The organism is Dictyoglomus sp. LHC4 (genome assembly GCF_055181355.1).
Window position 1 is genome coordinate 596,097 of sequence record NZ_CM143707.1, and the last position, 25,947, is coordinate 622,043.

At 31.5% G+C, this 25,947-nt stretch carries 30 protein-coding genes and 1 pseudogene; 26 read left to right on the forward strand and 5 right to left on the reverse strand.

The features are described from left to right. The first annotated feature begins 8 nt into the window (after nucleotides 1–8). The 5 genes from ACY3JO_RS02910 (at nucleotide 9) to ACY3JO_RS02930 (ending at nucleotide 6,513) form a co-directional block, all read left to right on the forward strand. Nucleotides 9–1,478 carry a tripartite tricarboxylate transporter permease gene (locus tag ACY3JO_RS02910; RefSeq protein ID WP_463085325.1) on the forward strand — a complete coding sequence of 490 codons (1,470 nt, stop codon included), beginning with the start codon at nucleotides 9–11 and terminating at the stop codon, nucleotides 1,476–1,478. A gap of 14 nt (nucleotides 1,479–1,492) precedes the next feature. Beyond that, complete coding sequence (locus tag ACY3JO_RS02915) at nucleotides 1,493–2,599, forward strand: M24 family metallopeptidase (protein WP_463085326.1); 1,107 nt, start codon at nucleotides 1,493–1,495, stop codon at nucleotides 2,597–2,599. Between the two features lie 12 nt (nucleotides 2,600–2,611). After that, nucleotides 2,612–3,634, forward strand: coding sequence for a Gfo/Idh/MocA family protein (locus ACY3JO_RS02920; protein ID WP_463085327.1), 1,023 nt, complete (start codon nucleotides 2,612–2,614; stop codon nucleotides 3,632–3,634). Between the two features lie 36 nt (nucleotides 3,635–3,670). After that, entirely contained in the window at nucleotides 3,671–4,648 is a 978-nt protein-coding gene (locus ACY3JO_RS02925) for a TRAP transporter substrate-binding protein (RefSeq protein ID WP_463085328.1), read from the forward strand. Between the two features lie 533 nt (nucleotides 4,649–5,181). Further along, nucleotides 5,182–6,513 carry a glycoside hydrolase family 28 protein gene (locus tag ACY3JO_RS02930; protein ID WP_463085329.1) on the forward strand — a complete coding sequence of 444 codons (1,332 nt, stop codon included), beginning with the start codon at nucleotides 5,182–5,184 and terminating at the stop codon, nucleotides 6,511–6,513. Here the strand turns inward: ACY3JO_RS02930 and ACY3JO_RS02935 are convergent. Together ACY3JO_RS02935 and ACY3JO_RS02940 are read right to left on the reverse strand one after the other, a co-directional pair. Beyond that, entirely contained in the window at nucleotides 6,510–7,664 is a 1,155-nt protein-coding gene (locus tag ACY3JO_RS02935; RefSeq protein WP_463085330.1) for a GNAT family N-acetyltransferase, read from the reverse strand. The two genes, ACY3JO_RS02930 and ACY3JO_RS02935, sit on opposite strands and share 4 nt — an antisense overlap. A 3-nt stretch (nucleotides 7,665–7,667) precedes the next feature. Continuing rightward, entirely contained in the window at nucleotides 7,668–8,798 is a 1,131-nt protein-coding gene (locus ACY3JO_RS02940) for a glycoside hydrolase family 18 protein (protein WP_463085331.1), read from the reverse strand. Between the two features lie 135 nt (nucleotides 8,799–8,933). Here ACY3JO_RS02940 and ACY3JO_RS02945 point away from each other — a divergent pair, with 135 nt between their 5' ends. The 18 genes from ACY3JO_RS02945 (at nucleotide 8,934) to hepT (ending at nucleotide 18,729) form a co-directional block, all read left to right on the forward strand. Beyond that, nucleotides 8,934–10,550, forward strand: coding sequence for an alkaline phosphatase (locus tag ACY3JO_RS02945; protein WP_463085332.1), 1,617 nt, complete (start codon nucleotides 8,934–8,936; stop codon nucleotides 10,548–10,550). A 56-nt stretch (nucleotides 10,551–10,606) separates the two neighbouring features. Continuing rightward, nucleotides 10,607–10,945 carry a DUF4388 domain-containing protein gene (locus ACY3JO_RS02950; RefSeq protein WP_463085333.1) on the forward strand — a complete coding sequence of 113 codons (339 nt, stop codon included), beginning with the start codon at nucleotides 10,607–10,609 and terminating at the stop codon, nucleotides 10,943–10,945. 13 nt (nucleotides 10,946–10,958) lie between these two features. Next, nucleotides 10,959–11,363: a HepT-like ribonuclease domain-containing protein gene (locus ACY3JO_RS02955; protein WP_463085334.1), complete on the forward strand. Its 405-nt coding sequence runs from the start codon at nucleotides 10,959–10,961 to the stop codon at nucleotides 11,361–11,363. Nucleotides 11,364–11,431: 68 nt separating this feature from the next. Continuing rightward, nucleotides 11,432–11,899: a peroxiredoxin gene (locus ACY3JO_RS02960; RefSeq protein WP_463085335.1), complete on the forward strand. Its 468-nt coding sequence runs from the start codon at nucleotides 11,432–11,434 to the stop codon at nucleotides 11,897–11,899. A 128-nt stretch (nucleotides 11,900–12,027) separates the two neighbouring features. Then, nucleotides 12,028–12,408, forward strand: coding sequence for a PadR family transcriptional regulator (locus ACY3JO_RS02965; protein WP_463085336.1), 381 nt, complete (start codon nucleotides 12,028–12,030; stop codon nucleotides 12,406–12,408). 3 nt (nucleotides 12,409–12,411) lie between these two features. Continuing rightward, a complete protein-coding gene (locus ACY3JO_RS02970) occupies nucleotides 12,412–12,633 on the forward strand; it encodes a DUF5320 family protein (protein ID WP_463085337.1) in 222 nt (73 codons plus the stop codon). A gap of 48 nt (nucleotides 12,634–12,681) precedes the next feature. Next, a complete protein-coding gene (locus ACY3JO_RS02975) occupies nucleotides 12,682–13,188 on the forward strand; it encodes a DUF169 domain-containing protein (RefSeq protein WP_463085338.1) in 507 nt (168 codons plus the stop codon). A gap of 38 nt (nucleotides 13,189–13,226) precedes the next feature. Then, nucleotides 13,227–13,709: a permease gene (locus ACY3JO_RS02980; protein WP_463085339.1), complete on the forward strand. Its 483-nt coding sequence runs from the start codon at nucleotides 13,227–13,229 to the stop codon at nucleotides 13,707–13,709. 10 nt (nucleotides 13,710–13,719) lie between these two features. Continuing rightward, on the forward strand, nucleotides 13,720–14,325 hold the full coding sequence (locus tag ACY3JO_RS02985) for a permease (RefSeq protein WP_463085340.1): 606 nt from the start codon (nucleotides 13,720–13,722) through the stop codon (nucleotides 14,323–14,325). A gap of 1 nt (nucleotide 14,326) precedes the next feature. Next, on the forward strand, nucleotides 14,327–14,815 hold the full coding sequence (locus ACY3JO_RS02990; protein WP_463085341.1) for a hypothetical protein: 489 nt from the start codon (nucleotides 14,327–14,329) through the stop codon (nucleotides 14,813–14,815). After that, nucleotides 14,812–15,318, forward strand: coding sequence for a hypothetical protein (locus ACY3JO_RS02995; protein ID WP_463085342.1), 507 nt, complete (start codon nucleotides 14,812–14,814; stop codon nucleotides 15,316–15,318). The genes ACY3JO_RS02990 and ACY3JO_RS02995 overlap by 4 nt, the downstream gene beginning before the upstream one ends. 15 nt (nucleotides 15,319–15,333) lie before the next feature. Continuing rightward, nucleotides 15,334–15,534, forward strand: a complete 201-nt coding sequence (locus ACY3JO_RS03000; protein WP_463085343.1) for a ferredoxin — start codon at nucleotides 15,334–15,336, stop codon at nucleotides 15,532–15,534. Continuing rightward, nucleotides 15,524–16,348: an Mrp/NBP35 family ATP-binding protein gene (locus ACY3JO_RS03005; RefSeq protein WP_463085344.1), complete on the forward strand. Its 825-nt coding sequence runs from the start codon at nucleotides 15,524–15,526 to the stop codon at nucleotides 16,346–16,348. The genes ACY3JO_RS03000 and ACY3JO_RS03005 overlap by 11 nt, the downstream gene beginning before the upstream one ends. A 5-nt stretch (nucleotides 16,349–16,353) precedes the next feature. Then, nucleotides 16,354–16,725 carry a NifB/NifX family molybdenum-iron cluster-binding protein gene (locus tag ACY3JO_RS03010; RefSeq protein ID WP_463085345.1) on the forward strand — a complete coding sequence of 124 codons (372 nt, stop codon included), beginning with the start codon at nucleotides 16,354–16,356 and terminating at the stop codon, nucleotides 16,723–16,725. Continuing rightward, nucleotides 16,703–17,482 (forward strand): MBL fold metallo-hydrolase, encoded by a 780-nt coding sequence (locus tag ACY3JO_RS03015; protein WP_463085346.1) that lies wholly within the window; start codon nucleotides 16,703–16,705, stop codon nucleotides 17,480–17,482. Before ACY3JO_RS03010 ends, ACY3JO_RS03015 begins: the two co-directional genes overlap by 23 nt. Next, nucleotides 17,475–17,921, forward strand: a complete 447-nt coding sequence (locus ACY3JO_RS03020; protein ID WP_463085347.1) for an arsenate reductase ArsC — start codon at nucleotides 17,475–17,477, stop codon at nucleotides 17,919–17,921. The genes ACY3JO_RS03015 and ACY3JO_RS03020 overlap by 8 nt, the downstream gene beginning before the upstream one ends. A gap of 3 nt (nucleotides 17,922–17,924) precedes the next feature. Beyond that, the gene (mntA, locus tag ACY3JO_RS03025) at nucleotides 17,925–18,317 is read left to right on the forward strand and encodes a type VII toxin-antitoxin system MntA family adenylyltransferase antitoxin (RefSeq protein ID WP_463085348.1); all 393 of its coding nucleotides are present in this window, start codon (nucleotides 17,925–17,927) and stop codon (nucleotides 18,315–18,317) included. Further along, nucleotides 18,301–18,729, forward strand: coding sequence for a type VII toxin-antitoxin system HepT family RNase toxin (hepT, locus tag ACY3JO_RS03030; protein ID WP_463085349.1), 429 nt, complete (start codon nucleotides 18,301–18,303; stop codon nucleotides 18,727–18,729). The genes mntA and hepT overlap by 17 nt, the downstream gene beginning before the upstream one ends. On the opposite strand, the gene ACY3JO_RS03035 is transcribed toward hepT, so the two are convergent. Further along, nucleotides 18,710–19,651 (reverse strand): AEC family transporter, encoded by a 942-nt coding sequence (locus ACY3JO_RS03035; protein ID WP_463085350.1) that lies wholly within the window; start codon nucleotides 19,649–19,651, stop codon nucleotides 18,710–18,712. The two genes, hepT and ACY3JO_RS03035, sit on opposite strands and share 20 nt — an antisense overlap. A 166-nt stretch (nucleotides 19,652–19,817) precedes the next feature. Between ACY3JO_RS03035 and ACY3JO_RS03040 the strand changes: the two genes are divergently transcribed. From ACY3JO_RS03040 to ACY3JO_RS03050, 3 genes and pseudogenes are all read left to right on the forward strand, one after another. Further along, nucleotides 19,818–21,176, forward strand: coding sequence for an FAD-dependent oxidoreductase (locus ACY3JO_RS03040; protein WP_463085351.1), 1,359 nt, complete (start codon nucleotides 19,818–19,820; stop codon nucleotides 21,174–21,176). Between the two features lie 94 nt (nucleotides 21,177–21,270). Next, nucleotides 21,271–21,813: pseudogene (locus tag ACY3JO_RS03045) on the forward strand (class I SAM-dependent methyltransferase); the annotation flags it as partial. A gap of 1,924 nt (nucleotides 21,814–23,737) precedes the next feature. Next, nucleotides 23,738–24,193, forward strand: coding sequence for a methylglyoxal synthase (locus ACY3JO_RS03050; RefSeq protein ID WP_463085352.1), 456 nt, complete (start codon nucleotides 23,738–23,740; stop codon nucleotides 24,191–24,193). Nucleotides 24,194–24,266: 73 nt separating this feature from the next. Here ACY3JO_RS03050 and ACY3JO_RS03055 read toward each other — a convergent pair whose 3' ends face one another. Together ACY3JO_RS03055 and ACY3JO_RS03060 are read right to left on the reverse strand one after the other, a co-directional pair. Continuing rightward, on the reverse strand, nucleotides 24,267–24,383 hold the full coding sequence (locus tag ACY3JO_RS03055; RefSeq protein ID WP_463085353.1) for a HepT-like ribonuclease domain-containing protein: 117 nt from the start codon (nucleotides 24,381–24,383) through the stop codon (nucleotides 24,267–24,269). Between the two features lie 368 nt (nucleotides 24,384–24,751). Further along, complete coding sequence (locus ACY3JO_RS03060) at nucleotides 24,752–25,804, reverse strand: hypothetical protein (protein WP_463085354.1); 1,053 nt, start codon at nucleotides 25,802–25,804, stop codon at nucleotides 24,752–24,754. Nucleotides 25,805–25,947: the final 143 nt, after the last annotated feature.

The window sequence follows — 25,947 nt, forward strand, 5'->3', positions numbered from 1 at the left end:
TTTGTTAAATGGGAATAAATTTGATAGAAGGTTTTAGATTAATTTTTCAGCCTATTACATTATTTTATCTTATTATAGGAACTATTGCAGGAATTATAGTAGGGGCATTACCAGGACTTTCTGCTTCAACTGGAATAATTCTATTTCTTCCATTGGCTTACAAGATGTCTCCTGCTGAAGCTCTTATTATAATGCTTGGTATTTATGGTGGATCTATGTTTGGTGGATCTATTCCTGCTATCCTTATAAGAACACCAGGTACTCCATCTGCAGGTGCTACTACTCTTGATGGATATCCGTTAGCCCAAAAGGGAAAAGCAGGCCTTGCTCTTGGAACATCTGCAATTGCATCTTCTATAGGAAGTTTTTTATCTACTATTGCTTTAGTAATTATTGCTCCTCAACTTGCAAAAATAGCGTTAAAATTTGGTCCTCCTGAATTTTTTGCCTTAGTAGTTTTTGGGTTATCGGCAATTGCAACAGTTACAGGAAAAGATATACTTAAAGGATTTATTTCTGCATTAATTGGAGTTATATTAGGAACAGTAGGGCTTGATCCTATTATGGGATATTCAAGATTTTCATTTGGCTCTCTTTATTTGGAAAGTGGAATTCCTTTACTTCCAGTAATGATTGGTGTTTTTGCAATTGCACAAGTATTAAGGGATTTGGAAAGAGAAGAAGGAAATATAATAGTCCAAAAGGTTACAATAGTTCTTCCACCTAAGGAGGAATTGAAAGGAATTTTTCTTGCTGCTCTTTTCGGAGGTATTATTGGAATAATTATAGGTATAATTCCGGGAATAGGTGGAAGTGTAGCTACATATGTTGCTTATGGACAATACAAAAGACTGTCTAAGAAAGGGAAATATTTTGGGGAAGGAGTTCTTGAAGGAGTTGCAGTACCAGAGTCTGCAAATAATGCTACTACAGGTGGAGCTTTAATACCTCTACTGACTTTAGGTGTACCAGGAGATATTGTGACTGCTGTTCTATTAGGTATCTTAATTCTTTTTGGGATAAAACCTGGTCCTCTTCTTTTTAGGGAAAATCCTGTATTAATAAATAAGATCTTTGCTTCATTGTTTATAATTGCCTTTTTAATACTTGTATTTGGTCTTCTATCTGCAAAATATAGCCAAAAAATAGTTTATGTGCCTAAGAAGATTTTAACACCTGTCGTCCTTGTTCTTTGTATTATTGGTGCTTATTCTCTCAATTCAAGTCTATATGATGTAATTGTGGCTATTGTCTTTGGAGTGGTTGGATACTTTATGGAAAAATTTGGTTTTTCAGTTACACCTTTATTAATTGCATTAATATTAAGTCCTATCGCAGAGGGAGAGTTAGGAAGAACTCTTCTTATTTCAAGAGAAAACTGGTCTATTCTCTTTACAAGACCTATATCTTTAACTTTTCTTGTATTAACAGTAATCTTTGTTATTTATGCTTTTATAGGTAGAAAAGAAGAAAAATGAAGGGGGAGTTATAGATGGGTTTGAAAGAAGAGATAAGAGTGAAATTAGATAGACTTTTCTCCATAATGGAAGAAGATAATTTGAAAGCTATAGTGTTGAAAAGACATGCAAATTTTAGTTGGCTTACGGGAGGAGCGGTTAATGTCTTATGTACAGCACAAGATACTGGAGTTACTACATTATTAATTACCAGGGACAAAAGTTATGTAATTACTAATAATATTGAAGCTCCGAGAATGGAGATTGATGAGAAAATTAAAGAAAGGGGCTTTGAAATTGTTGAATATCCGTGGTACGAAGGAAACGAATTAAAGGTAATTGAAGATATAGTAGGAGATTTAACTAATGTGGGTTGTGATATCTCTCTTTATCCTTTTAAAGATGTATCTGGAAAAATAAATAAATGTAGATATCAATTATTGGAGCCAGAAATAGATAGATATATTTCCTTAGGAGAAAAAGTATCAGATATTATTGAGAAAGTAGCAGTTTCAACCCATCCAGGACTTTATGAGGCAGAAATTGCTGGAGAAATCTCTCTAAATTTATGGAAAGAAAGAATTGAACCTATTGGTTTTCAAGTGGCAGGAGATGAAAGAGTTTTTCTATTTCGACATCCAGTTCCATTGATGAATCCTGTTAGAAGGCTTCTTCTTGTAAGTGTCATGGTAAGAAAGTGGGGTCTTGTAACAACTATAACAAGAATGGTCTATTATGGTAATCCTCCGGATAGTTTTCTCAAACAATATAGAGATACTGTTAGAGTTGAATGTGAAATGATTGCAAAAACAAAACCTGGTGAAAAGGCAGTTAACATTTTGAAGCGAGCTATAGAAGTTTATGAAGAATTGGGATATAAGGATGAATGGAGAAAGCATCATCAAGGAGGAGCAATGGGATATTATCCCAGGGATTATAGAATAGATTTTAGTACCCAGGATACAGTTCTTGAAAATCAGGCCTTTTGTTATAATCCTTCTATTTCTGGAACAAAATCAGAAGATGGTTTTGTAGCAACATCAAAAGGACCTATTTTTATAACATATCCTAAAAGATATCCTGTTATAGAGCTCGAGATAGGTGGGATTAAATTTAGAAAGCCTGACCTTCTAATTTTATAGGAGGTGAAAAAAATGAGGGATATAGGAATTGCTATAGTTGGACATGGTGTAGCTTCAAGTCTTCATGCTAAAGCTCTAAAGGATGTAAAAGGTGCAAAACTTATTGCAATTGTGGGGAGAGATCTTGAAAGAGCAAAGGAATTGGCAAAAGAATATGATGCAATAGCTCTTTCTCTTGAAGAGGCTTTAAAAAGAGATGATATAGATGCTTTCATAATAGCAACACCTACTGGAACTCACTTGGAATATGTAGAGAAGATAGCGCCATATAAGAAACATTTATTAGTAGAGAAACCTTTAGAGAGCAATTTGGAAAGAACAGATAAGCTAATTGATATATGTGAAAGAGAAGGAATTATTTTAGGTGCTGTTTTCCAACATAGATTTGATGATGCGTCACTTCAGATAAAGGAATATATAGATAGAAATCTATTAGGAAAGCCCATACTTGGAAGTGTTTATGTAAAATGGTATAGGGGGCAAGAATATTATGATGGAAGACCTTGGAGAAAAAATATAGATCAGGCAGGAGGAGGTGCTCTTGCTTTACAGGCATCTCATTCAATAGATTTATTATTATGGTTTTTTGGAAAACCTAAAAGTGTACTTGCATTTTTAAAGACATCTCTTCATAAACATATAGAAGTAGAGGATACTGCAGTTGTTTCTATAGAATTTGAAAATGATGCATTAGGGAGTATTGAGGCAAGTACAGCAGTATATCCAGGTTTCCCAGAAAGATTAGAGCTTCATTTTGAAAAAGGGAGTGCTGTAATTGAGGGTGGAAATCTTGTTTATCTAAAGACCACAGATCCTAACTTACCGATTATAGAGACAGGGAGAGCTGGAGCAACGGGTGCTATTGATCCCAAAGCAGTTGATATTAAACCAATAACGATTATGTTGCAAGATTTTATTGACTCAATAAGGGATAAAAGAAGGCCTATGATTGATGGAAAAGAAGGAAGAAAAGTGGTAGAGATCTTAGACGCAATAAGAAGATCCTTTTTAGAAAGAAAAATTATAACGTTCTGATGTTTAATTAAAATTTCTTTTAAAGGGGGGTAAAATATGAAGAGGTACTTTAAAGGGTTGATTATGGTTTTTCTTCTTGTGGTTTTCACCTTTTCTTTTGCACAATCAAAAGTAATTATTAAAGCAGCGTCTCCTTTTCCAAAAGGTCATATAATTACCGAATCAATGGAGAACTTTAAAAATATAGTAGAGGATCTAACCAAAGGAAGGATAGTAGTTGAACTTCAAATTGCTCAAGATACTGAAGAAGGTGTAAATGATAAATGTTCAAAGGGTATTGTGGACATGCAGTTTACTGGTGGAAGAGCCTTAGAGGTGTTTGCACCGCAGTATTTCTTTATGAATGCACCATTTGTTCTTAAAGACTATGAACATTTCTTTAGACTGATGAAGGGACCTATTGGTGAAAAGGCAAAGCAAGAAATATTAGAAAAAGGTAATATGTATACTCTTGGTTATCTTTATAGAGGATATAGGCAGATGACTTCTAATAAACCAATTTTAGGGTTAAAGGATCTTGAGGGCTTAAAACTTAGACTTCCTGTAGTACCTACATGGGTAAAGGTTTGGGAGGCTCTTGGAACAAAACCTGTTACAGTACCTCTCACAGGTCTTTATCAGGCCTTAAAAGACGGAACCGCAGAAGCATCTGAAGGTGATTTAACCCAAATTTCTGGATATAAACTTTATGAGGTACAATCTTATCTTATAATTACTAATCACTTAGTATCTTTTGGATGGGTTCATATGTATAAACCAACCTTTGATAAGCTTTCTTTAGCTGATCAAAAATTAATAAAAGATACTGTTGAGAAAGTATGTGATTTAGCAACTAAAGAGCTTATTGCAAGTGAAAACGATATTCTGAAATTACTTCTTGAAAACGGAATGAAGGTTATATATCTTGATGCAAAGACCATGAAAGAGATTCGTGAAAAGGCAAAACCTGCTGTGGAAGAATTATTTAGGACTACATGGCCTGTGACAACCTGGGAGGAAGTGTTAGCTCAATAAGTAATTTTGCGTTAATTTTTTACTTCTTACACCCTGGGGAGACCTCCCAGGGTTTTTTATTTAGTACTTGGTAGGGACATGGGTACCAATTTTAAGAAAAATCATATAAGATCTATTTCTTTATTTGATATTTCATCTTTGCTTGCTTCTCTATATTGGCCCTTATCTTCATATTAATTTACGAAATTTTCCCCAAGACATATTGACAAAATTTAAAATTGTGTTAAAATTATAATTGCCACAGGCATCAAGGGGTCCGTAGGAAATCCCAAGATGCGCTTGGCTGAGACAAAGTAAGTCTCAGGGGCTGAGGAAAGGTTAGGAGTAAGCCTCCTTGCTGAGTACTCAGGTGGTGCCAGAGAGTAATGAGGGTATTGGTAAAGCCTGGTACTCTCATGAAACCTGGAGCTAAAACCTGAGACTGAAAGTTCTCAGTAAAGTGCAAATGGGAAGTACTGAGGGGTCCGTTGAGCCTGTGGCACCTTTTTATATAGATATATATTTCTATTTTTCTTTGTTTGGGAGTTTTATTGATGGAAGTAAATATTTCAGGTATAGGGGCTAAAGGAGATGGAAAAACAGATAATACAAGGATAATTCAAGAGGCAATAGATTATTGTTATAATCATGGAGGGGGAAAAGTTATAATTCCTAAAGGTATATACTTATGTAAACCCTTGAGATTAAGATCCAATGTAACTCTTTATTTGGAAGAAGGTTCAATTTTAAAGGCCTCATCAAATATTAATGATTATTACAATATAGGTTATTATCATAATGAATGGGGTGAAGTTACATCATTTTTATATGCTTTATCAGAGAAAAATATATCTATAGAAGGAAAGGGAATTATAGATCTTTCTGGCGAAAATTTCATGGATTTTTCAAAAACTCATAATAATTTCCCTGAATTATCTTCATTGAATGAGGAACAGATTGAAGAAACGGAATGTAAAACCAAAGATCGTCCAAAACAACCTATTTTCTTTTATAATTGTAAGAATATTATTATAAGAGATGTTGTTATAAAAGATTCTCCTTGTTGGACAGTATCAATTAATTCATCAGAAGATATAAGAGTGGATGGTATACAGATAATAAATAATTTGAGAGTACCTAATAGTGATGGTTTACATTTTTGTTCATCAAGAAACATAAAGGTCTCAAATAGCAATTTTGTATGCGGTGATGACTGTATAGCTATAACTGGAATTACTAATTGGGATATACTTTGTGAGAATATAATAGTGAGTAATTGTACTATGGAAACGAGATCAGCAGGAATAAGAATTGGCCATCTTGATAGTAAAGTGAGAAATGTTATTTTGTCTAATTTGATCATAAGAAATTCAAATAGGGGTATAGGAATTTTTGCTAATGGTAGATCTGGTTATGTAAGTTCTATCATGATAAGTAATATAATTATAGAAACCAAGATCTTTGCAGGAACTTGGTGGGGTAAAGGAGAACCCATTGCAATATTGGCTCCTGAATATGGTAATACTATAGAGGATGTGAGTATAAGTAATATAAAATCTCATTCAGAAAATAGTATATTGATATATGGCAAGAATAAGAATATAAAAAATGTGGTTTTAAAAGATATAGATATAAATATTAATTTAGGCAAAAACAGAGAAATTTTTGGTAAATACTTAGATCTATCTCCTAGTGCTAATATACCATTTCCAGATTATATGAGAAAAATTCCCTGGATAATTGGAAAAGATATCTTTTCTTTAAAACTTGAAAATATTACATATGGAATTTCAAAAGGTTTAGAAAATAAGGTTAATATTAAAGGAATCTTAGAAGATATAAAAGAGTTGTCTATTCTTAATGTGATTAGTAAAAGTGTTCTTTAAAAGTAATCCCAGCAAAAGGTAGGATGTTCGGGAAATAGGTTTTCCATCTTTTTAAGGATAGGAATATCTTTTATTTCTATAAGACCTAACTCATAGGCAGTTTTTGGGGATAAAATGCCTGAGATTATTTGGGAAAGAGTATTAATACTTAAAGATAAATCATAATCTGAATCTTCTTTTTTCAAAACTTTTACTTCATCATCAATTTCTATTTCCCATATGCCGTTATTCCATTCTGCATATTCATCTTTAACCTTTATAGAAATCTTATCTTTCACATTATATTTTATTTTAGACAAGGCTTTTTCTACATCAACAATTCTTATCATAAAGGTAGGTTCAATATTACATTCTACACTTGGATTAGGAAGAATAAAGGGAAGTATATCGTTTAATGGGGTTGTGATCTCTACTTCCTCTATATTCATAGCTTGTCTTGAGAATAGAGATAGAAATCCCTTATATGCGGAATTATTTAAGCAGATCATTTCTCTAACTATAATTTTATTTATATTGGTTTTTTCAACATTATAGAGTAGATATCCTTCTATTTTTTGGTCTTCATATATATAAAGGTAGGTAAGGTTCTTTGTCCTAAAGATAATACTTTCCCATCGTTCGTCAGATCTTTTTATTGCTCCAGAAAAGCTCTTAGCATACTTTTCATAAATAGGTTTTATTATCTTCCATTCACTTACTGGTATTCTTTTGACTTTCTCCATTTCTTGGTATCTTGGTATGAGAGAAGTTTTTATTTTATATCTTTTTTTAAATCCGCCAAGTTCCCATCCAAAATTTCTATAAAATTCGAAAGAAAAGGGGTATAAAGAAGAGAAAATCTTTCTCTCATCTTTTGATATTCTTATTGCTTCTTTTAATAAATAATGAACATGTTTTTTCCCTCTTTTTTCTGGAAATGTAGCAACACCACCTATACCTGAAAAAGAAAAAAGTTCATTTCTAATATAACCTTCTAATGCATTTATGCTTAATGCAGATACTAACTTCCCGTTTTCAATAGCTCCTATACAATTTCTGATGTTCTTTTCATTCACCCAAGTGCTTACTTGTTCATAAGGAAGTATAAAAGATTGACTCCAAAGCTCAATGAGTTCATCTATATATGAAGAATTTAATCTTATTATTTCCATAATTTATTCCTCCTTGAAGTTTTCATGTATGATCTTTAATAAAGTATCACCTTTATAAGGATAATCTTCAGTTATCTCCCATATCATAATTCCCCCCAGACCATTTTTTAAAACATATTTGCATTTTTCTTTTATAGATATTTCATCATCATAAGTATAAAAGATTTTTTCCTTTGGATTCCAAAGCCAAGGTACCCTTGCATATTCATCTCTAAACTTGAGATAATTAGGATTGTTTTCTAAGACTCCCCTTATGAAGAAGAAAGGATTGCTACCTGAAGGATGATCTTCAGAGTCATAAATACCTATAGGTATCCCTATAACTTTTGCAAATAATCCATTATCTCCGTAATCTTCACATATCCATCCCTTCCCATAGAATGGAACCCCAAGAATTATTTTTTCTGATGGTACACCATATTTAAAATATTCTTTAACTGCAAAATCGCAATTAGCTCTTTCTCTGCTTAAAGGATCAGGATCTTTAGGATTGGAAAACAAAGGTGAGTGATGATTGGTATATTTATCCCAAATACCATGGAAATCGTAAGTCATTAAATTTATAAAGTCTAAATAGATATGATATTTATCTGGTTCTGTGTTATGAATTATCTGAAAACTTGCAGGAGCTGCTATGGTTAATAAATAATGTTTATTATCTTTTTCTTCTGCTTTTAAAAGTTCCTCTCTTATATCTTTAAGAAGGTATGTAAAATTTTGTTTATCCTCAGGTCTTGTCTTATTGGTAGGTAAGCCTCCTTCTACTGGAAATTCCCAATCTATGTCAATACCATCCAAGCTGAATTCTCTTATAATTTCTAATGCGCTTTTAGCAAAATTTAATCTGCTCTCACGAGTAAGGGCTATATCTGAAAATTCTCCTGAGTCAGTCCATCCTCCTATGGATATTAAAACTTTTACATTTTTATGCTTTTCTTTCAACTCTTTAAATGTTTTCATGTTTTTTGTAAATAGATTTTCATCAAGGGGAGAGACTCTTCCGTCTTTTATTTTCATGAAGGCGTAATTTATGTGAGTAAGTAGATCCCAGGGAAGCTCTTCTATAGAGTAATTTAAATATTCCTCTTTTACTTTCCATTCAGGAAAGTATCCTACTGTTATTTTCTTATGCATTAGTAAACTCCCTTAATAAAATATTAATTTTATTTTAACACATAATTATCAATATTTTATAACTCCTTAACTGATATTTAAAGTCAGTAATTTAAATTATAAACTGAAAAACTTTTAAATAAGGGGGTGCTCCATATGAGTAAAATGGACAGGATTCTCTCAAAGATTCTTCTATTTTCCTTTCTCCTTTTCACTTTTCTATTCTTTTCTTCTAATGTGGTAGATGCTTTATCCAACAGTGTTACCCTTTATTCTAGTAGGCCAGTTAAGTATGTTTTTTGGTTTATTGGAGATGGTATGGGAATGAATCATGTTTATGCTACAGAAATGTTTTTAGCAAGAGAAAGTAAGGAGCCATCTAATATAAGTCTTGATTTTACCAGATTTCCTAATATAGGATGGATGACTACTTATGCTGCAGACAGTTATATCACTGATTCTGCTTCTGCTATTACTGCAATGGCTACTGGAAAGAAAACTTACGATGGTGTATTAAATATGGATCCATCCCTCAAGACAAAATATAAGTCTATTGCTGAAATAGCAAGAGATATGGGATATAAAGTAGGAGTTTTGACTAGTGTATCTATAGATCATGCAACTCCTGCTGGTATGTATGCTCATCAACCCAGCAGAAACAATTATTATGAGATAGCTTTGGAACTTTTGAACAGTAATTTTAATTATTTTGGGGGTGGAGGATTCTTACAACCAAAAGGAAAGGATGGAAAACAAAAAGATATATATGAAATTGCTAAGGAAAAAGGATATAAAATTATTGATAATGTTGAAGATATTAAGAGAATCAGAAAAGGGGATGATAAGGTTATAGCAATAAATCCTATATTAGATAGTAGTAAAGCTTTGCATTATGCAATAAATAGACTTAGAGGAGTAGATATAGGGCTTTCCCTTGCTGACTTTACAAGAAAGGCTATTGAGATATTAGATAATCCAAAAGGTTTCTTTATAGTGGTTGAAGGAGGAAAAATAGATTGGGCAGCTCATGCAAATGATGCTGGAAGTGTTATATATGATGTTTTAGATTTCAATGATGCTGTAAAAGTAGCCTTAGAGTTCTATAAAAAGCATCCCTTTGAGACAATTATTATAGTAACTGCAGATCATGAAACTGGGGGTATGAGTATTGGATTTGCAGGTACAAAATATGATGTATACCCTGAACTTCTTTCTTATCAAAAAATCTCTTATGACGAATTCTCAAAAATAGTACAAGACTATAGGATAAAGGCAGGAGAACAAGCTAAATTGGAAGACTTGTTGCCTCTTATTGAAAAATATTATGGACTTTCCATTCTTGATGAGAACACTAAAAAAGCTTTAGAAGAAAAGGCAAAATCAGGAGATAAAGAGGCAAAAACAAAGCTTCAGCTTTCCCTTAATGATTTTGAAATAGAAGAGATTAAAAAAGCCTTTAGTATATCTGTGATGGATCCTCAAAAGAGACCTAAAGACTATAAATCATATTTAATGTATGGAGGATACGACCCATTAACAGTTGTAATTACTCGTATTTTGAATCAAAAAGCTGGTATTGGTTTTACAACTTATTCCCATACTGGGGCTCCTGTACCAGTATTTGCAATAGGAGCTGGCTCTCACATCTTTAGAGGATATTATGATAACACAGATTTGTATAAGAAGCTTTGTAGTTTGATTGGTATAGATCCATTTAAGGAGTATATTTTATCATCTGAAAATAAAGAGATTTCAGTATCTATATCAAAGTAAAAATTTTACGGGGGATAGAAACTCTATCCCCCAAAATTAAAAGGGGTGAGTAAGCTATGTTTTTAGAAGGAAAGTTGGAGACTCTTGATTTTATAACCTTAATCTCATTCCTTACTTACTCTAATAAAACAGGAATATTAGAGATTTCTATAAACCATAATGAGGGATTAATTTTCATATATAATGGAGAAATTTATAATGTGTATTATAATAAAAGATGGGGGAAAGATGCTCTTTTTGAGATAATGCTTTATGAATATATGGAATTCTGCTTTATCGAAGGAAATTATAAAGGGGAAAGAAAAATATGGGATAGTTCTGAAAAGATTATTTTAGAACTGCTTAAAGATTATGATGAAAAGAAAGCATTTGAATTATCTCCTATAAATATTTAGGAGGATGTTCTTTATGATAAAAGAAAGAATTAGAAAGTTAAATGAAAATTTAGAAATTTTAGAATACATGAAGAATAACTTTGATATAGATGAATTAAAAAAGGATAAAATTAAACAATATGCTCTAAAGTATGGAATATATTTATGTATTACTGGAATAGGTGAGATTGCTTGTGGGTATTTGAATGAAAGAGGTATTGAAAGCATCTCAAGTTTTAAAGAATGTATTGCCATATTGGGAGAAATGAAAATATTGGATAGAATTTTAGTGGAAAGACTTATGGAATTTATGAAATATAGGGATCTTTTGAAACGACCATATATAGAAATAGATATTGATAAACTTTATTCTTTTTTAGAAAGATTAGATCTTGTTAAAGAATTTATAGATAAGATTACAATCGGTATAAGGGTTTAATAGCTATTATAATAAATATGGAATCCGTGCTAAAATATTATCAATCATTATTCAAAGGAGGAATTATTATGATAAAAGAAAAAGGCCTCAAAATAGGTGAGTTAGCTCCAGATTTTTCATTAAAAGATCAAGAAGAAAAGGAATTTAAATTGTCTGATTTTAGGGGGCAAAAGGTACTTCTTTCTTTCCATCCTTTGGCATGGACCTCTGTTTGTGCAAAACAAATGCAATCTCTTGAAGAAAATTATGCAAGATTTCTTGAACTTAATGTAATACCAGTAGGTATAAGCGTGGATCCTGTACCATCTAAAAAAGCTTGGGCTAACAGTTTGGGAATAAAAAAGTTGAGAATATTATCAGATTTTTGGCCGCATGGGGAAGTAGCCCAAAAATATAACATATTCATAGAAGAATATGGATTTTCGGGAAGAGCGAATGTAGTTGTAGATGAAGATGGAGAGATAATATTTTTCAAAGTCTATCCTATTAGAGAGCTTCCTGATATAGAAGAAATATTTCTTTTCTTAAGAGGTTAATTTTTTTAACCTCATCAGAAGATAATTCATCTACTAATACTTTTACTCTTAACTTTTATTTTTCCTATTGACATTTATATTTTTTAGGTGTATATATGTTTATAGCATATATATGGAGGTGAATATAATTGAAGGGATTTTGGCATGGAATGGGAAAAAGAGATGTGGGTTTTGCTCCAGGATTTTGGCTTAGAGCTTTTGTCCTTTCTGCTCTATCTAAGAAGGATCTTCATGGTTATGAACTTTTTAATATGCTTGATGAGTATTTTCCTGAATTCTGCTTTTGCAGAGGACCTTCTGGAATGGGTACAGGTTATAGAATTCTTAGAATCCTGGAGATGGAAAACCTTATAAGATCCCGTTGGGAAACTGGAGAGGGTCCTGCCAAGAGAGTTTATTCAATTACGCCTGAAGGGTTGATGGTAAAAAAAGAATTAATAAATTACATAAAGGAAATGAGAGATAGGATTGATAAATTTTTAGAATTTGATGAAGGAAAGGAGGTGTAAATTATGTGGAGATGGTGGAGAGGTCATGGATGGGGTTTTGGTGGTTATGGAGCTCCTTGGTGCCCATGGTCCTTTTGGGGACGTAGATGGTGGTGGAGAGGTGCAGGATACTATCCTTATTCTGGGCTCACCAAAGAGGAGGAAAAGGAACTATTGGAAACTTGGAAAAAGGATCTTGAGGCTGATCTTGAGGATATAAATAGGCGCTTGGATGAACTTAAGTAAAAATGGGGCGGGTTTATCCCGCCCTAAAATTTTAGAGGTGATTTAAAAATGATGAATTACAAAGAGATTGCAAAGATAATTTATGAGATGGTTGGTTTAAAAAGACATCTTGTTTCTGTGAAATTTATAGATGATCCTAAAAATATTCCTGAAAATATAAAAAGACCAGAAGAACCTATATTTTATTGTACTGGGGTAAGTAGGGCTATGTCAGGGGAAACACTAATAATGCTTCCAGAAGATCATAGTTGTAATAGGGGAGCTTATGCCTTGGGAATTAAAGAGCCACCAATAACAGTTTTGAATGGAGAAATGTATGCTAAATCTCATATGGTTGAGACTCCTCGGGCTGGTAAAAGGTTAATTTCTCAAATTCCTAAACTTCCTATTGGTACTACATATGCAATTTTTTTGTCGCCTCATTCAGCAATAACCTCCTCTCAACATGATTTAGAATCAACAATTATGCACCTTGTTGGAGCTATCAGAGCATGGGCAAAGGAAGATGAAATACTTCTTTTGGAACTTTTCTTAATGCGTGGAATAAAGTTTTAGAAAAAGTAAAAAAATAATCATTAAGGAGGAGTTTAGAAATGGATGTTGGAGATATTTATCTTATAATTGCTTTATTTCTCTTTTTAGTTTCATTTTTCAAAGATAAAGGAAAAACAAGAGAAATTATAAAGGTTGTATATAAGACAACTTTAGTAGTTTTTCCAGTCCTATTTATGATTTTTATCCTTATGGGAACTATTTCTGTTTTTGTCTCTAAGGAAACTATTGCTTCTTGGCTTGGAACAGGAAGTGGTATCTTGGGTATTTTAATTGGAGAACTTGTAGGAACATTTGCTCTTGTCCAGCCAGCTGCTGTTTTTCCTTTTTCAGGAATGCTTTTAAATAAGGGAGCAAGTTATGCAACTATATTTGCTTTTGTATCAACAGCTATTCTTATAGGTGTGTCTACTTTGCCAGCAGAAATAAAATTCTTTGGAAAAAGATTTACTATTGCAAGAAATTTACTTACTTTTGTTGTAGTATTTGTCTTTAGTATCTTTGTTCAATTAATCCTTAAATAGGAGGTTTAAAATGAAAAAGATTTATAAAGAGGCTTTAACATATATTTTAATAGGTTTTTTTATATGGTTAATAATTTCAATTTTCTCTCCCTCCAAGGGGTTAGAAGTGGGTAAGGTAGCTTATAATGCTTTTGTGCAATCAGTGAAAATAATAATTGCAGTATTTTTCTTTATTGGTCTTTTGCAAGTATGGTTGAGTTCTGAAACCATGGCAAAGATAATGGGAAAAGAGGCAGGATGGGTAAAATATGTCATTGCCTCTACAATTCCAATATTTATAGGTGGTTCTCTTTTTAGTATCTTTCCTCTTCTTTCTGTTTTGTTAGAAAAAGGTGCAAGTTATGGTGCTGTTTTAGCCTTTATAACAGCATGGAGTGGAAAAGCCCCTTTAATTCCATTGGAGATTCATTTCTTAGGCTTACATTTCACTATTCTAAGAACAGTTCTTATTATTCCTATGGCTTTAATAGTTGGTATCTTGGGAGAGTTGATTCTTGAAGCATGGGAAAGAAGAACTATAAGAGTAGAAAGGGCTATTGAAGAGGTTTTTGAAGATGAGATTAAAGTGGAAGAAGAAGTTGAGAGGGAGATAGAAGAGGAGGAAGAGAGGGAATAATATGCAAAATTTGATAATGGGTTTAGTACTATTTGTTTTTACTTTAAGTTTATATCTTGTCTATTTTAGAAAGGATAGAAGTAGACTTAAAAAAACTTATAAAAAGTCTATAAAGATGTTTGTCCAAAATTCAATTAGAATTTTTGCTATATTTGTAATAATAGGTCTTTTAGAAAAGTTCCTTTCTAAAGAGGCGGTAGGAAATTTTCTTTTAAAATTTTCAGGTTTAAAAGGGATTATTTTAGGAGATTTGACAGGTGCCATAATGATGGGACCTATTGCATCAGGTTATCCTATTGCTAAGTATCTTTTTGATCATGGAGCAGAAGTTGGTATTGTTTCTGCATTTTTACTTTCCTGGGTACTTATTGGAACAATTTCTATCCCATTAGAATATAAGGATTTGGGGAAGAGATTCACTATAACAAGAAATCTTCTTGCTTTCTTTTCAATAATAGTTCTTGCCTTGATAATGGAGGTATTATTATGAGACAGAAAAGCTTATCCTTCTTAAAAGAATATGCCTTGGAAACAATTATCTCTCTTATAGCCATAATATTGATATTTTTAAATCCACATAAGGCATATTTAGGAGTAAGAAACGCATTTTTCACTTATCTAAACCTTTTGCTTGTAATGATTTCTGTTGCTTTTCTCGCAGGTTTTATATCAGAAGTAGTTCCAAAAGATATCATTAAAAAGATTTTAGGAAAAGAAAGTGGAATAAAAGGGGTATTGTTAGGATCTATTTTAGGAACCTTAATGGTAGGACCTGCCTATGCTTTTTATCCATTTTTTAAAGAGATGATGAGTAAAGGAGCAAGAGTAAGTGTAATAGCAACCACGATTGGAGCATGGGCTATAAAACTTCCATGGATTCCTTTTGCTATTGTACTTCTTGGAGTAAAATACGTTCTTCTTTTAAATTTTCTTGTTTTTGTGTATGCTATACTTTCAGGCTTTATAGTTGAATATTTCGTAAATCTCAAATAAAGGGAGTTTATTTTTATGAATAATATACATAATCATCACAGTAGATTAGGTCTTGAAGGCTTTTGCATATGCCCTAAATGTGGTTACAAAAAGGTACATACTCCAGGGGTACCTTGTAGGGATGAGAGATGCCCAAATTGTGGATCTGCCCTTATAAGGGAAGGATCTTACCATCATAGATTAATAGAGGAAAGGAGAAAGGCAAGTGAGAAGTGAAGATTTTATTAAAGAAAAAGAAAAGATGAGAGAAAGAATGAGTAAAATTCAATATAAAATTGTAGTAATGAGTGGGAAAGGTGGGGTAGGAAAAAGTACATTTTCTGTAAATCTCTCTATAGCTTTTGCTATGAAGGGATCTGAAGGAAAAGTGGGGGTATTAGATGCTGATATACACGGATATAGTATTCCCAAATTATTTAATATTACAGCAGAGAGATTATATCAAGCTGATGAAGGAATTCTTCCTGTGGAAGGCCCCTTGGGGATTAAAGTAGCTTCTGCTGGATTTTTAGTGCTAGATGAGGATTCTCCAATTATATGGAGAGGACCTTTAAAAGCTCAGTTAATTAGACAGTTTTTATCAGATATCCTCTGGGGTGAACTTGAATATTTAATAATTGACCTTCCACCAGGTACAGGAGATGAACCACTAAGTATAGCTCAAGAACTTCCAGATCCAGATGGTGCTATTATTGTAACCATACCTTCTGAGGTTTCAGAAAGGGTAGTTAGAAGATCAGTAAACTTTGCAAAGGCTCTTAATTTGCCAGTAATAGGAATAGTAGAGAATATGAGTGGTTTTGTCTGTCCCCATTGTGGAACAAGGGTGGATATTCTTGGAAGTGGGGCTGGAGAGAAAATTGCAAAGGATTTAAAGGTTCCTTTTTTAGGTAAGATACCTTTAGATCCAAGGATTAGTGAGAGTGGTGATAAAGGAGTTCCTTTTATTTTAGAAGATAGAAATTCTGAAATTACAAGGATATTTTTGGATATTACTGATAAAGTTGGAAATTTTTTAAAAGGGAGGTAGATATTATGAAGATTGCAGTAGCTTCTGACGATGGAAAGACTATTTCCTCTCATTTTGGAAGAACAAGGGGTTTTGTGATTTTTGAGATAGAAAATGGTGAGATAAAAAGCAGAGAATATATTCCAAATACTTTCACTGGACATGCAAGAGGTTTACATGAAAGTAGATTACATCATCACTATAATAGTCATGCAGATATAATTGAAAATTTGAGAGATTGTAAGGCTGTAATATCTCATGGGATGGGTAGAAGGCTATATGATGATTTGACTTCTGCAGGAATAGAGGTTTATGTGACAGATGAGACAGATGTAGATAAAGCTATTGAACTCTACTTAAAGGGTCAACTTAGAAATGTTTCAGAGCTCCTTGACTAAAATAACAGTCTTATGTGATGATAGGCTTTCTTCTCCCCTCTTTTCAGAGCATGGATTCTCCGTATTAATTGAGAGGGAGGGGAAAGCCCTCCTTTTTGATACAGGTGCAAGTGATGTATTTATTAGGAATGCAAATATATTAGGGAAAGACTTATCAAAAGTTGAAAGTATAGTTATTAGTCATGGACATTATGACCATTCAGGAGGCCTAAAATATCTTTTGCCTTTTAATAAGAAATATAAAGTTATTCTTAGAGAAGGGGCTTTTTTACCCAAATATAGTTATAATAGATTTACGGGAATAGATTGGGAAAATCTAAAAGAATTTTTAGATTTTGTTATCGTTAAAGATGAAGTAATAGAGATTTATGATAATATTTTTGTATTTGGTCCTGTACCTTTTAGAAATAATTTTGAAGAACCAGACCTTTATTTTTATGTGTTGAAAGGAGACAAAAAAGAGAGGGATTTTTTTGAAGAAGAATTGAATTTAGTAATTGATGAAGAGGATGGTTTAATACTGATTACTGGATGTGCTCATAGGGGAATTGTTAATATAGTAGAATATGCCATAGAGAAATTTAATAAGAAAATAAAGACTCTTATGGGTGGTTTTCATCTTTATAAATCAACCCTTCCTAAAATAGAAGAAGTAATAAATAATCTTAAAAGGTTTGACATTGAAAATGTAATACCATATAATTGTACAGGAGACAATGCAATAAAAATTATGAAGGAGAAAAAGAGCCATGGATAAAAAGCGTGTTCTTTTCATCTGTACTCATAACTCTGCAAGGTCTCAAATAGCAGAAGGTATTATGAATGCTTTATATGGTGATAAATTTCAGGCTTTCTCGGCAGGAACAAAGCCATCAGTAGTAAATCCACTGGCAATAGAAGTTCTTAAAGAAATAGGCATTGATATCTCTCATCATAGAAGTAAAAGTATTGATGAATTTAAAGGAGAGACCTTTGATTATGTAGTTACAGTTTGTGATAATGCTAAGGAAAATTGTCCCTATTTCCCTGGTGGGAAAAAATATGTCCACAGGGGATTTATGGATCCTGCAAGTGTGAAAGGGACATATGAAGAAAAGCTTTCAACCTTTAGAAAGGTTAGAGATGAAATATTAGAATGGATAAAGGAATTTTTTATAGAAAATAAAGAAGGAAAAGAAGAGTTTTTCTTACCTTAAATTATGAAAGAAGAAATTTTACAAAAACTAAAAGATTATTTTAATAAAAAAGAGAATGTAATTATGGCTTTTCTTTTTGGGTCTTTATCCAAGGAAAAGCTTCATAGACATTCTGATATAGATATTGCTATTTATCTAAAGGAATATGACATAAAAGAAGTAGAAAAAATATGGGATGAACTTGAGGATTTATTAAAAAAAGATATAGACCTTATTGTATTAAATATTGCAAAACCTCTTGTTGCCTTTGAGGCTATAAGAGGAGAAAAGATAATAATAAAGGATTATGATTTTTATGTTGATTATATGTTAGAGTTATCATCTGAAGCTATAGACTTAAAGGAATTTATTTTAGATCTATACAAAATGAGAAGAGAAAATGAGAGATATAAATAAGATTAAAATAATTAAGAGAATAGATTTTATTAAAATGGAATTGCGAGATCTCAAAAGATATGAGAATATAACTTATGAAGAATATAAAAATGATAGAAATATACAAAGGATAATAGAGAGAATTATAGAAAATATTGCCAATGCATTAATAGATATAACTAAAATAATTCTTTCTGAATTTAACATTACCCTTCCAGATACCTACAGAGAGATAATTCTTTCTCTAAAAGAAATAGAGTTTTTTAAAAATATAAATTTTGTTCCTCTTTCAGAGATCACAAGGCTGAGAAATATATTAGCACATCAATATCTTGATCTTAGATGGGAGTTAATTGAAAAATTTATAAACGATGAGAAAGGAGAAATTGAAAAGTTTATTAAAGATCTTGAAATCATGTTAGAAGGTAGTTAACAAATACAAACAAGATTATTGTGGTAATTGTATTAAGAGCTAAAACACCTGCTATAAATTCTGCATCTTCTTTGTCCTCATCTCTCATATATAATGGAATTATAAAAGGAGCTGGTAATATAAACATGGTAAATAAGGCAGATTGGAAAATTTTATCTAAGTGAAGGATTCTTATTATAAGCATTTCATTAAGGATAAATGCTAAGATCAAAAGTATGGTATGCCTTAATATGACTGTAGAGATAGCAAGAGGAAGATTTTTCTTTTTGAATCCTAATTCGTATCCTATTACTAAAGCAATCATAGGTACTGTAATATTGGATAAAAGTCTTAAAGTTTCTAAAAATGAAGATAAAAATATATTTTCTTGAAAAGTATTTATCAATCCTGTTTTTTGAAAGATAATTCCTAAAAAGATAGCAATTATTACAGGTGTTTTTATAAAAGAAGAGAACATGTTCTTAAAACTTTGTTTTTGTATATCTTTAAAGCTTGTAAGTATACCAACCATAACAAAAAATACAAAGGTAACCTGTCCCAAGTCTATAAGGGCAAATTTAAATACATTTTCTGGGCCATAAAATAATGTAAATATTGAATAACCAAGCATTCCTGCTTCAAATCCTGTGAATAATAGAGGATAATACTTTGAATCTACTTTTAGAGCCTTTTTAAGTACGTATCCTATAAAAAGGAGAACTCCACATGTAACGAATATGGTAAAAGCAATTAAAAGATGCTTATATTCTACATTTGTTTGGGAAAAAGAGAGAAAAATTAGAGAGGGTAAAAATAGGTTAACAACCAGTTTTTTGATTTCTCTTAAAGTAGCAGGACTTAAGTATCCACTTCTTTTAAAATATTGTCCAATGGTAAATAAAATTAATACAGGAAATATTTTGCCAACTATTGATAAAAGCATGATCAAGCTCCTTTTTATATATTTTTAAAGATTTTCATCTTGAATTTTATTTTAACATAATGTTTGATATATTAGATATAGTTTTTATTACAAAATTAATTTATTTATAAATTATATTTATGGTAAAATTTTTTCAATAATATCATATATGATGGAGGTTAGAGTTATGGAAAAAAGAACAGATATATTAATAGTTGGGGGTGGTCCTGCAGGTATGGTATGTGCCTCAACTGCTAAAAAATATTATCCTGACAAGCAGATTAAAGTTATAAAAAATGTTAAGAACAGTGTAGTTCCATGTGGTATTCCTTACATGTTTTATAGTTTAAAGAACCCAGAAGATAATAAAATGGGATTTGCATCTCTTGAAAATGCTGGAATAGAAGTAATTGTAGATGAGGTAGTAAAGGCTGATAGAGAAGGGAAATATATGGAGACAAAAAATGGTGATAAATATTATTATGAAAAATTAGTTCTTGCTACGGGTTCACTTCCTATCACTCCTAAAATTCCTGGTATTGAGAAGAAAAATATATTTCCTATTTATAAAGATTTAGACCATCTAAAAGTAGTAGTAGAAGAGGTAAGAAAGGCAAAAAATGTAGTTATAGTTGGTGGTGGATTTATAGGCGTAGAAATAGCTGATGAGATATCTAAGTTAGAAGGGATTAATGTATATTTAGTTGAATTACTCCACCATCTTTTAGCCCAATCCTTTGATGAGGAGTTTTCAATATTAGCTGAGGAGAAATTAAAGTCCAAGGGGGTAAATGTTCTTACTAATGCTAAGGTAGTGGAATTTCTTGGTGATGACAAAGTAAGAAAGGTAAAACTTGAAGATGGAAGAGAGATTGATGCAGATGTTGTAATTCTTGGAATAGGTGCAGTACCAAATTCTTCATTAGCAAGGGCTATGGGCTTAGAGACAATAAATAATGGAGCTATCTGGGTAGATGAATATATGAGAACTTCAGATCCTGATATATTTGCCATAGGTGATTGTGCTTTAAAAAGAGACTTCTATACCCGTAGAAATACACCTGTAATGCTTGCTTCAACTGCTACTGCAGAAGCAAGAATAGCAGGAGCAAATTTATACCAGATTAAACTGATAAGGGAAAATAAGGGTACTATTGCTGTTTACTCAACTTATATAGATGGCTTAGTATTAGCTTCTGCTGGACTTACTGAGAGTAGTGCCAAAAGAGAAGGATTTGAGGTAGTAGTAGGTTCCGTAGATGGTATCGATAAGCATCCAGGAACACTTCCCGGTGTTAATAAAACAAGAGTTAAGCTTATCTTCTCAAAACACTCTGGTGTCCTTTTAGGTGGGCAAGTGGCAGGTGGAACATCTTTTGCTGAGCTAATTAATCTGATAGGTGTTGCTATTCAGCAAAGAATGACAGCATCAGAACTTGAAACATTACAGATGGCTACTCATCCATATTTAACTTGTGCTCCTACTGTATATCATGTGGTTATGGCAGCTCAAGAAGCGATAAATAAAATATTTTTATCTAAATAGAAATTATATGGATATATTTAATGAGTTTTTCAAAGAGTATGATCAATGTTAGGAAGATAATAAGTAGGTCTATCTCTCAGAGGTAGAAGCTTTAAAAAAAGTTATTCCAAAAGGTAAGAAAGGGCTTGAAATAGGAGTTGGAACAGGAAGATTTGCAGAAATCTTGGGTATAGAATATGGGATAGACCCATCTGAAAATATGCTAAGTATTGCAAAAGAGAGGGGAATAAAGGCTTTTGTGGGGAGGGGGGAGGATTTACCCTTTTCTGATGAGGAATTTGATTATGTGGCTATTATTATTACTATCTGTTTTGTAGAGAATTCTCATGAGGTGATAAAGGAAGCAAGAAGAGTTCTCAAAGATGGTGGAAAGATAATTATAGGAATTATTGATAAGAATAGCTATCTTGGAAAAATCTACCAAAAAGAAAAGGAAGAGGGACATAGATTTTATAAACATGCTAATTTCTACTCCGTAGAGGAAATTGTAGATTTGTTAAAGAAATATAAATTCAAGAATTTTACTTTTTATCAAACTCTATTCAGGCCTTTGGAGGATATTAAAGAAGTGGAAAAACCAAAGGAGGGTTTTGGGGAGGGAAGCTTTGTAGTTATTTCTGCAGAAAAATTTATTTAATCAAAAGCCAGTATTTTGTATATTCATATGTTATTACGAATTTGTTTCTCTTAAAAAGTATCAGAGATATTAGAATCGAAAAAAAGAGAAAGAATAGTAAATAGAATTAAAAAATGTGTCTTTTTCTTATGGTAGGTAAAAGAAAGTTTTAAAGGTGGATTTAATACAATATCCTATCCCATAGGGTGATACTTTGGAAAATAATTGATAAGGTGGTTTATATTGAGAAGGGGAAATAGTTAAAGTGAAATAAATTAACGACGAAATATATTAATTTTAATTTATCCTGCGATTATTTTTTGAAATTTCTTTCTTTCCTTTTATCAAATGAAAAGAAAGAGAGATAAGAAGGAATTTTTTGGAGTTTATAAGTATTTTTAAGAAATGTTCTTATAGTTGAGCTTTTTATTCTTTCTGATTTATTTTTAAGCAAGTCTTGTAAAAGAGCTATATTAAAAAGTTTAGATTTATTGTAAGATGGATTATTATAAAAGAATTTAAAATTTTTAGTCCTCTCAATATTATCTTTATATAGATGTAGTTTATTTAAAGACCTTTCTAAAGATATAAGAATCTCAGAGGTTTACTTTAAAGATTGTATCAATGGCATATAAAAACCTGTGGAGATCTTCTCGGTAAAATCCAAGAAAATAGGCAAGTTTATTGGAAAGATGTAGAGAAATTTTAGGATGTAGATCTTTAAGACACCATGAAGAATCATTTAGGGAATTGATTATACCTCTTCATATATTTTTCCAAAGATACGGAATTTAGAGAACTTAGAGTAAGGAATATATGAAGCACAGTAGTTAAGAAGAGTTGTAGCAGTGATTTTTCTTGCGTATTTAGGGATTTGGGGAAAATCTCTTTTAAGATTTAAAAACAAGTTATCTGACTCTTTATCCTTTTTTATTCTTTTTAAAAGGAGAAGTTTTTGAGATAGAAGGAGGAAATAAATAGTTTTATTATTCTAGCAAGGGATTAATCCTTTTTCTACTGTGGAAAGAGCTTTTTGATAGTTTCCATTCCATATATGTTTAAGGGTAAGCAGATAATATTTACAAGGTGATGTTAATTTTTCACATTCAAGGGAAAGATTAAGAAAGGGTTTAGAGAAAGAGACATATTTAGAGGTTATATCTACTACAATTAGGACTTTTTTCTTCGTTATCCTATTTCTTTCACTACCCTTATAGATAAAAAACAAGATTTGGAGATATTATAACATAACTTAATTTGAGCTTTTTTGAGAAATTGAAAAAAATTTTTGAAAAATAGCGAAAAGGTATTTTTTATAGCAAAGATAATGTATATATTTTTGAAAGATGACAAATTTGAAGGTCATATGAGTAGAGGTAATATATACATAATCAATATTGAAAAAGAGAAGTAATAATTTCTTTAAATGGAAAAGAATATAAACCAATTAAATTAAGAAATATCGTTTATATAGGTATTTCTGGAGTAGGTATTATAGCATCATCTTTCCCGTTAAGTGTTGATGATTCTTTTAGTTTATAATTAATAAGGGAGGATGTTAATATGGGAAAAGTAATTGACATTTTTAAAACTATCTTTGGTCCAATGAGTTTAAGAAAGCGTCCAATATTATTTCTTATTCAATTAATTGTTTTTTTATTATGGCAGTTATTATTTTAACTATTTTACCTCCTATTTTAGCAAGGCTCATAATTTTTATTGTAAAACTTCTTAGTCCAATTACAGAAAAGCTCTTAGAAGGCTTATATTAATTGTTTTTTTCTAAGTTTATTCTCTCCCTTATCAATAAGACAATATTTATTGTATAGGGGGAATAATACAGTAAAAGCCCAAAAAGTGATTAGTTCGTATTTTTTTTATTTTATGAAAATGCATTTTGAGTTATAATTAATTTCAAAACTTATAATATGTGGGGTGATCTAATGTGAATTATAAAGAGATTCCTATAGGTATTCAAAAAAGGATTGCACTTATTGCCCATGATAATAAGAAACAAGAGCTATTAGAGTGGGCAAGATTTAATCAAGTTACATTATCCAAACACATACTATATGCAACGGGAACAACAGGTGAAATTTTAGAAAAGGAATTGGGGTTAAAAATAACTAGATTTTTTAGTGGACCGTTAGGAGGAGATCAGCAAATAGGATCAAAGATTGCAGAAGGAGAGATAGATTTTCTCATATTTTTTTGGGATCCTTTAGAACCTCTACCACATGATCCTGATGTTAAAGCTCTTTTACGAATAGCTGTGGTATGGAATATTCCTATAGCATCAAATAGATCTACAGCTGATTTTTTGATTTCATCCCCTCTTATGGATAGAGAATACAAAAGATTAGTACCTGATTATTCAGGTTATCTTAGACGTAAAATCTAAAAAAGCCAAATTAAAAGGATTTTTTATAATAAGGTGAATAGCTTATTTTATTTAAATCAATCTAAGAATCTCTTTAGAAATTTTTGGAATTATTTCTAAGGAATTTTTTATAATTTTGAAAGACTTTCTTTGGGTCAATTTTTATATATTCATGGGCAAGAATGTTTCTAAAGCTTCCTATAGAAAACATCTCTTTTAAACATCTTCATAGGTATCATGGTATATTCTGTATTGGGAAGCTAAAATGTGATTACCAATGTCTAACATTATGTTTATCCCTGCTAAAAATCCTCTTTCAACAATTCATCCAAAGGATAAATTATTTATTACTTTCTCTCCTTTAATATCTTTATATTAAGAAGTCTGTATAGATATTATTAAGTTTAATTTCTATTAAAAGAACTACTTTGGGTGTTAAGGAGTTTCTTTATATCTTCTAAACTTTAAATTACATATCTTTTCTTCTATATCTTTTTACAAAGGAGGATAACTTTTTACACTACTCCTTAACACCAATTTTTCTTAGTTATTTTCCTTTATTCTCTTTTCTAATATATTTTATTTACTTACTAAAAACGCACTCATATAAAGTCCCTCTCCAAGAGGTCTGGTAGCACTTAGCAAAAGTCCCGTGTTAGGATCATATTCGCCTTGGGCAATGGGATATCCTCCAAAATTAAATTGAGTTAAGACTCCACCATATTGTCCCCTTCCTACTATATCCCAAGAAAATCCGATTTGAGGTATGCTAATAATTGAATTTTGTCTGAGAAGTTGAGGGTTTATATAATATGGTCCTAAGTAGTAATTTCCTATTGCTTGAGTTCTTATCTGTTGTTGAGCTTGGATTAAGATATCAATTAAGAATAAAGTGCCTGAAGAGGATGACACTGCATATCTACCCATCCCAAAAGGAGCACTCATACCTTGATAACCTTGGAATAAACTTACTGATGAATATAATTGATAAGTAGGGGATAATTTAACAGCTTGTGGAGGACTTGTAATTTGAGGAATGTTAATATTATATGCTCCTACTAATTGAAGTTCTACTGCTGTAGATGAGCTTAATCCTTGCTTTTCTAATATAGATATTTTTTGTACTGCTCCTTTGTTATCAAGAATTGACATAATTCTTTCCATAGATTGATAATCAGAAGCCTCTATAAGAAAATAGTATAGATTATTTCCATAGGGTCCAAATTCGTAGTTCAGACCAGGAGGAAGTCCTGCTATTTTGGCTTTTTGGACAGAATCTTGTGCCTCTTGGGGATCAATAAAAATCTTTCCATTAAGACGTTCTATTGATAAATCGAAAGATGGATGTCCAGAAGATATGCTTTGAGTAATGATAAAGCTTATACCATATACATCTGACTTATCAATATTTGTGACTACATAGATATAGTATCCTTGAGATGCAGCACCAGAAAAATCATCACCCATTCTGGTACCAGAACCCATATTTACTTGATAAACAAGGGTAACTCCAGGTTTTACCCATGAAGGTATTTTAGTAAAATTAGGTTGAGGGCCTTTATTTTGTCCCCATGATTGAGAGAATATTACAAGATAGAGTAAAAGAAGAATAAACAGTAATTTAGCTTTCATATTTTAGCCTCCTCTCTCTTTATTTCTAACTTATAATAATTATAAGTTACTTTAAATATAATTTTCTGTGACCTATATCACATTTTGTAGTAAAGATGCTGTTAAAATTGGAGAGATGAGTTAAATATATTTTTATCCTTTTG

Coding starts and splice junctions, on each gene's coding strand:
- ACY3JO_RS02990 (WP_463085341.1), top strand. CDS start 14,327: ATGCAAAATTTGATAATGGGTTTAGTACTATTTGTTTTTACTTTAAGT.
- ACY3JO_RS02970 (WP_463085337.1), top strand. CDS start 12,412: ATGTGGAGATGGTGGAGAGGTCATGGATGGGGTTTTGGTGGTTATGGA.
- hepT (WP_463085349.1), top strand. CDS start 18,301: ATGAGAGATATAAATAAGATTAAAATAATTAAGAGAATAGATTTTATT.
- ACY3JO_RS02950 (WP_463085333.1), top strand. CDS start 10,607: ATGTTTTTAGAAGGAAAGTTGGAGACTCTTGATTTTATAACCTTAATC.
- ACY3JO_RS02910 (WP_463085325.1), top strand. CDS start 9: ATGGGAATAAATTTGATAGAAGGTTTTAGATTAATTTTTCAGCCTATT.
- ACY3JO_RS03035 (WP_463085350.1), bottom strand. CDS start 19,651: ATGCTTTTATCAATAGTTGGCAAAATATTTCCTGTATTAATTTTATTT.
- ACY3JO_RS02975 (WP_463085338.1), top strand. CDS start 12,682: ATGATGAATTACAAAGAGATTGCAAAGATAATTTATGAGATGGTTGGT.
- ACY3JO_RS03040 (WP_463085351.1), top strand. CDS start 19,818: ATGGAAAAAAGAACAGATATATTAATAGTTGGGGGTGGTCCTGCAGGT.
- ACY3JO_RS02945 (WP_463085332.1), top strand. CDS start 8,934: ATGAGTAAAATGGACAGGATTCTCTCAAAGATTCTTCTATTTTCCTTT.
- ACY3JO_RS03020 (WP_463085347.1), top strand. CDS start 17,475: ATGGATAAAAAGCGTGTTCTTTTCATCTGTACTCATAACTCTGCAAGG.
- ACY3JO_RS02995 (WP_463085342.1), top strand. CDS start 14,812: ATGAGACAGAAAAGCTTATCCTTCTTAAAAGAATATGCCTTGGAAACA.
- ACY3JO_RS03000 (WP_463085343.1), top strand. CDS start 15,334: ATGAATAATATACATAATCATCACAGTAGATTAGGTCTTGAAGGCTTT.
- ACY3JO_RS03060 (WP_463085354.1), bottom strand. CDS start 25,804: ATGAAAGCTAAATTACTGTTTATTCTTCTTTTACTCTATCTTGTAATA.
- ACY3JO_RS02935 (WP_463085330.1), bottom strand. CDS start 7,664: ATGGAAATAATAAGATTAAATTCTTCATATATAGATGAACTCATTGAG.
- mntA (WP_463085348.1), top strand. CDS start 17,925: ATGAAAGAAGAAATTTTACAAAAACTAAAAGATTATTTTAATAAAAAA.
- ACY3JO_RS02915 (WP_463085326.1), top strand. CDS start 1,493: ATGGGTTTGAAAGAAGAGATAAGAGTGAAATTAGATAGACTTTTCTCC.
- ACY3JO_RS02980 (WP_463085339.1), top strand. CDS start 13,227: ATGGATGTTGGAGATATTTATCTTATAATTGCTTTATTTCTCTTTTTA.
- ACY3JO_RS02925 (WP_463085328.1), top strand. CDS start 3,671: ATGAAGAGGTACTTTAAAGGGTTGATTATGGTTTTTCTTCTTGTGGTT.
- ACY3JO_RS02955 (WP_463085334.1), top strand. CDS start 10,959: ATGATAAAAGAAAGAATTAGAAAGTTAAATGAAAATTTAGAAATTTTA.
- ACY3JO_RS02920 (WP_463085327.1), top strand. CDS start 2,612: ATGAGGGATATAGGAATTGCTATAGTTGGACATGGTGTAGCTTCAAGT.
- ACY3JO_RS03015 (WP_463085346.1), top strand. CDS start 16,703: ATGTTTCAGAGCTCCTTGACTAAAATAACAGTCTTATGTGATGATAGG.
- ACY3JO_RS02930 (WP_463085329.1), top strand. CDS start 5,182: ATGGAAGTAAATATTTCAGGTATAGGGGCTAAAGGAGATGGAAAAACA.
- ACY3JO_RS02940 (WP_463085331.1), bottom strand. CDS start 8,798: ATGCATAAGAAAATAACAGTAGGATACTTTCCTGAATGGAAAGTAAAA.
- ACY3JO_RS03010 (WP_463085345.1), top strand. CDS start 16,354: ATGAAGATTGCAGTAGCTTCTGACGATGGAAAGACTATTTCCTCTCAT.
- ACY3JO_RS03055 (WP_463085353.1), bottom strand. CDS start 24,383: ATGTTTTCTATAGGAAGCTTTAGAAACATTCTTGCCCATGAATATATA.
- ACY3JO_RS02985 (WP_463085340.1), top strand. CDS start 13,720: ATGAAAAAGATTTATAAAGAGGCTTTAACATATATTTTAATAGGTTTT.
- ACY3JO_RS02960 (WP_463085335.1), top strand. CDS start 11,432: ATGATAAAAGAAAAAGGCCTCAAAATAGGTGAGTTAGCTCCAGATTTT.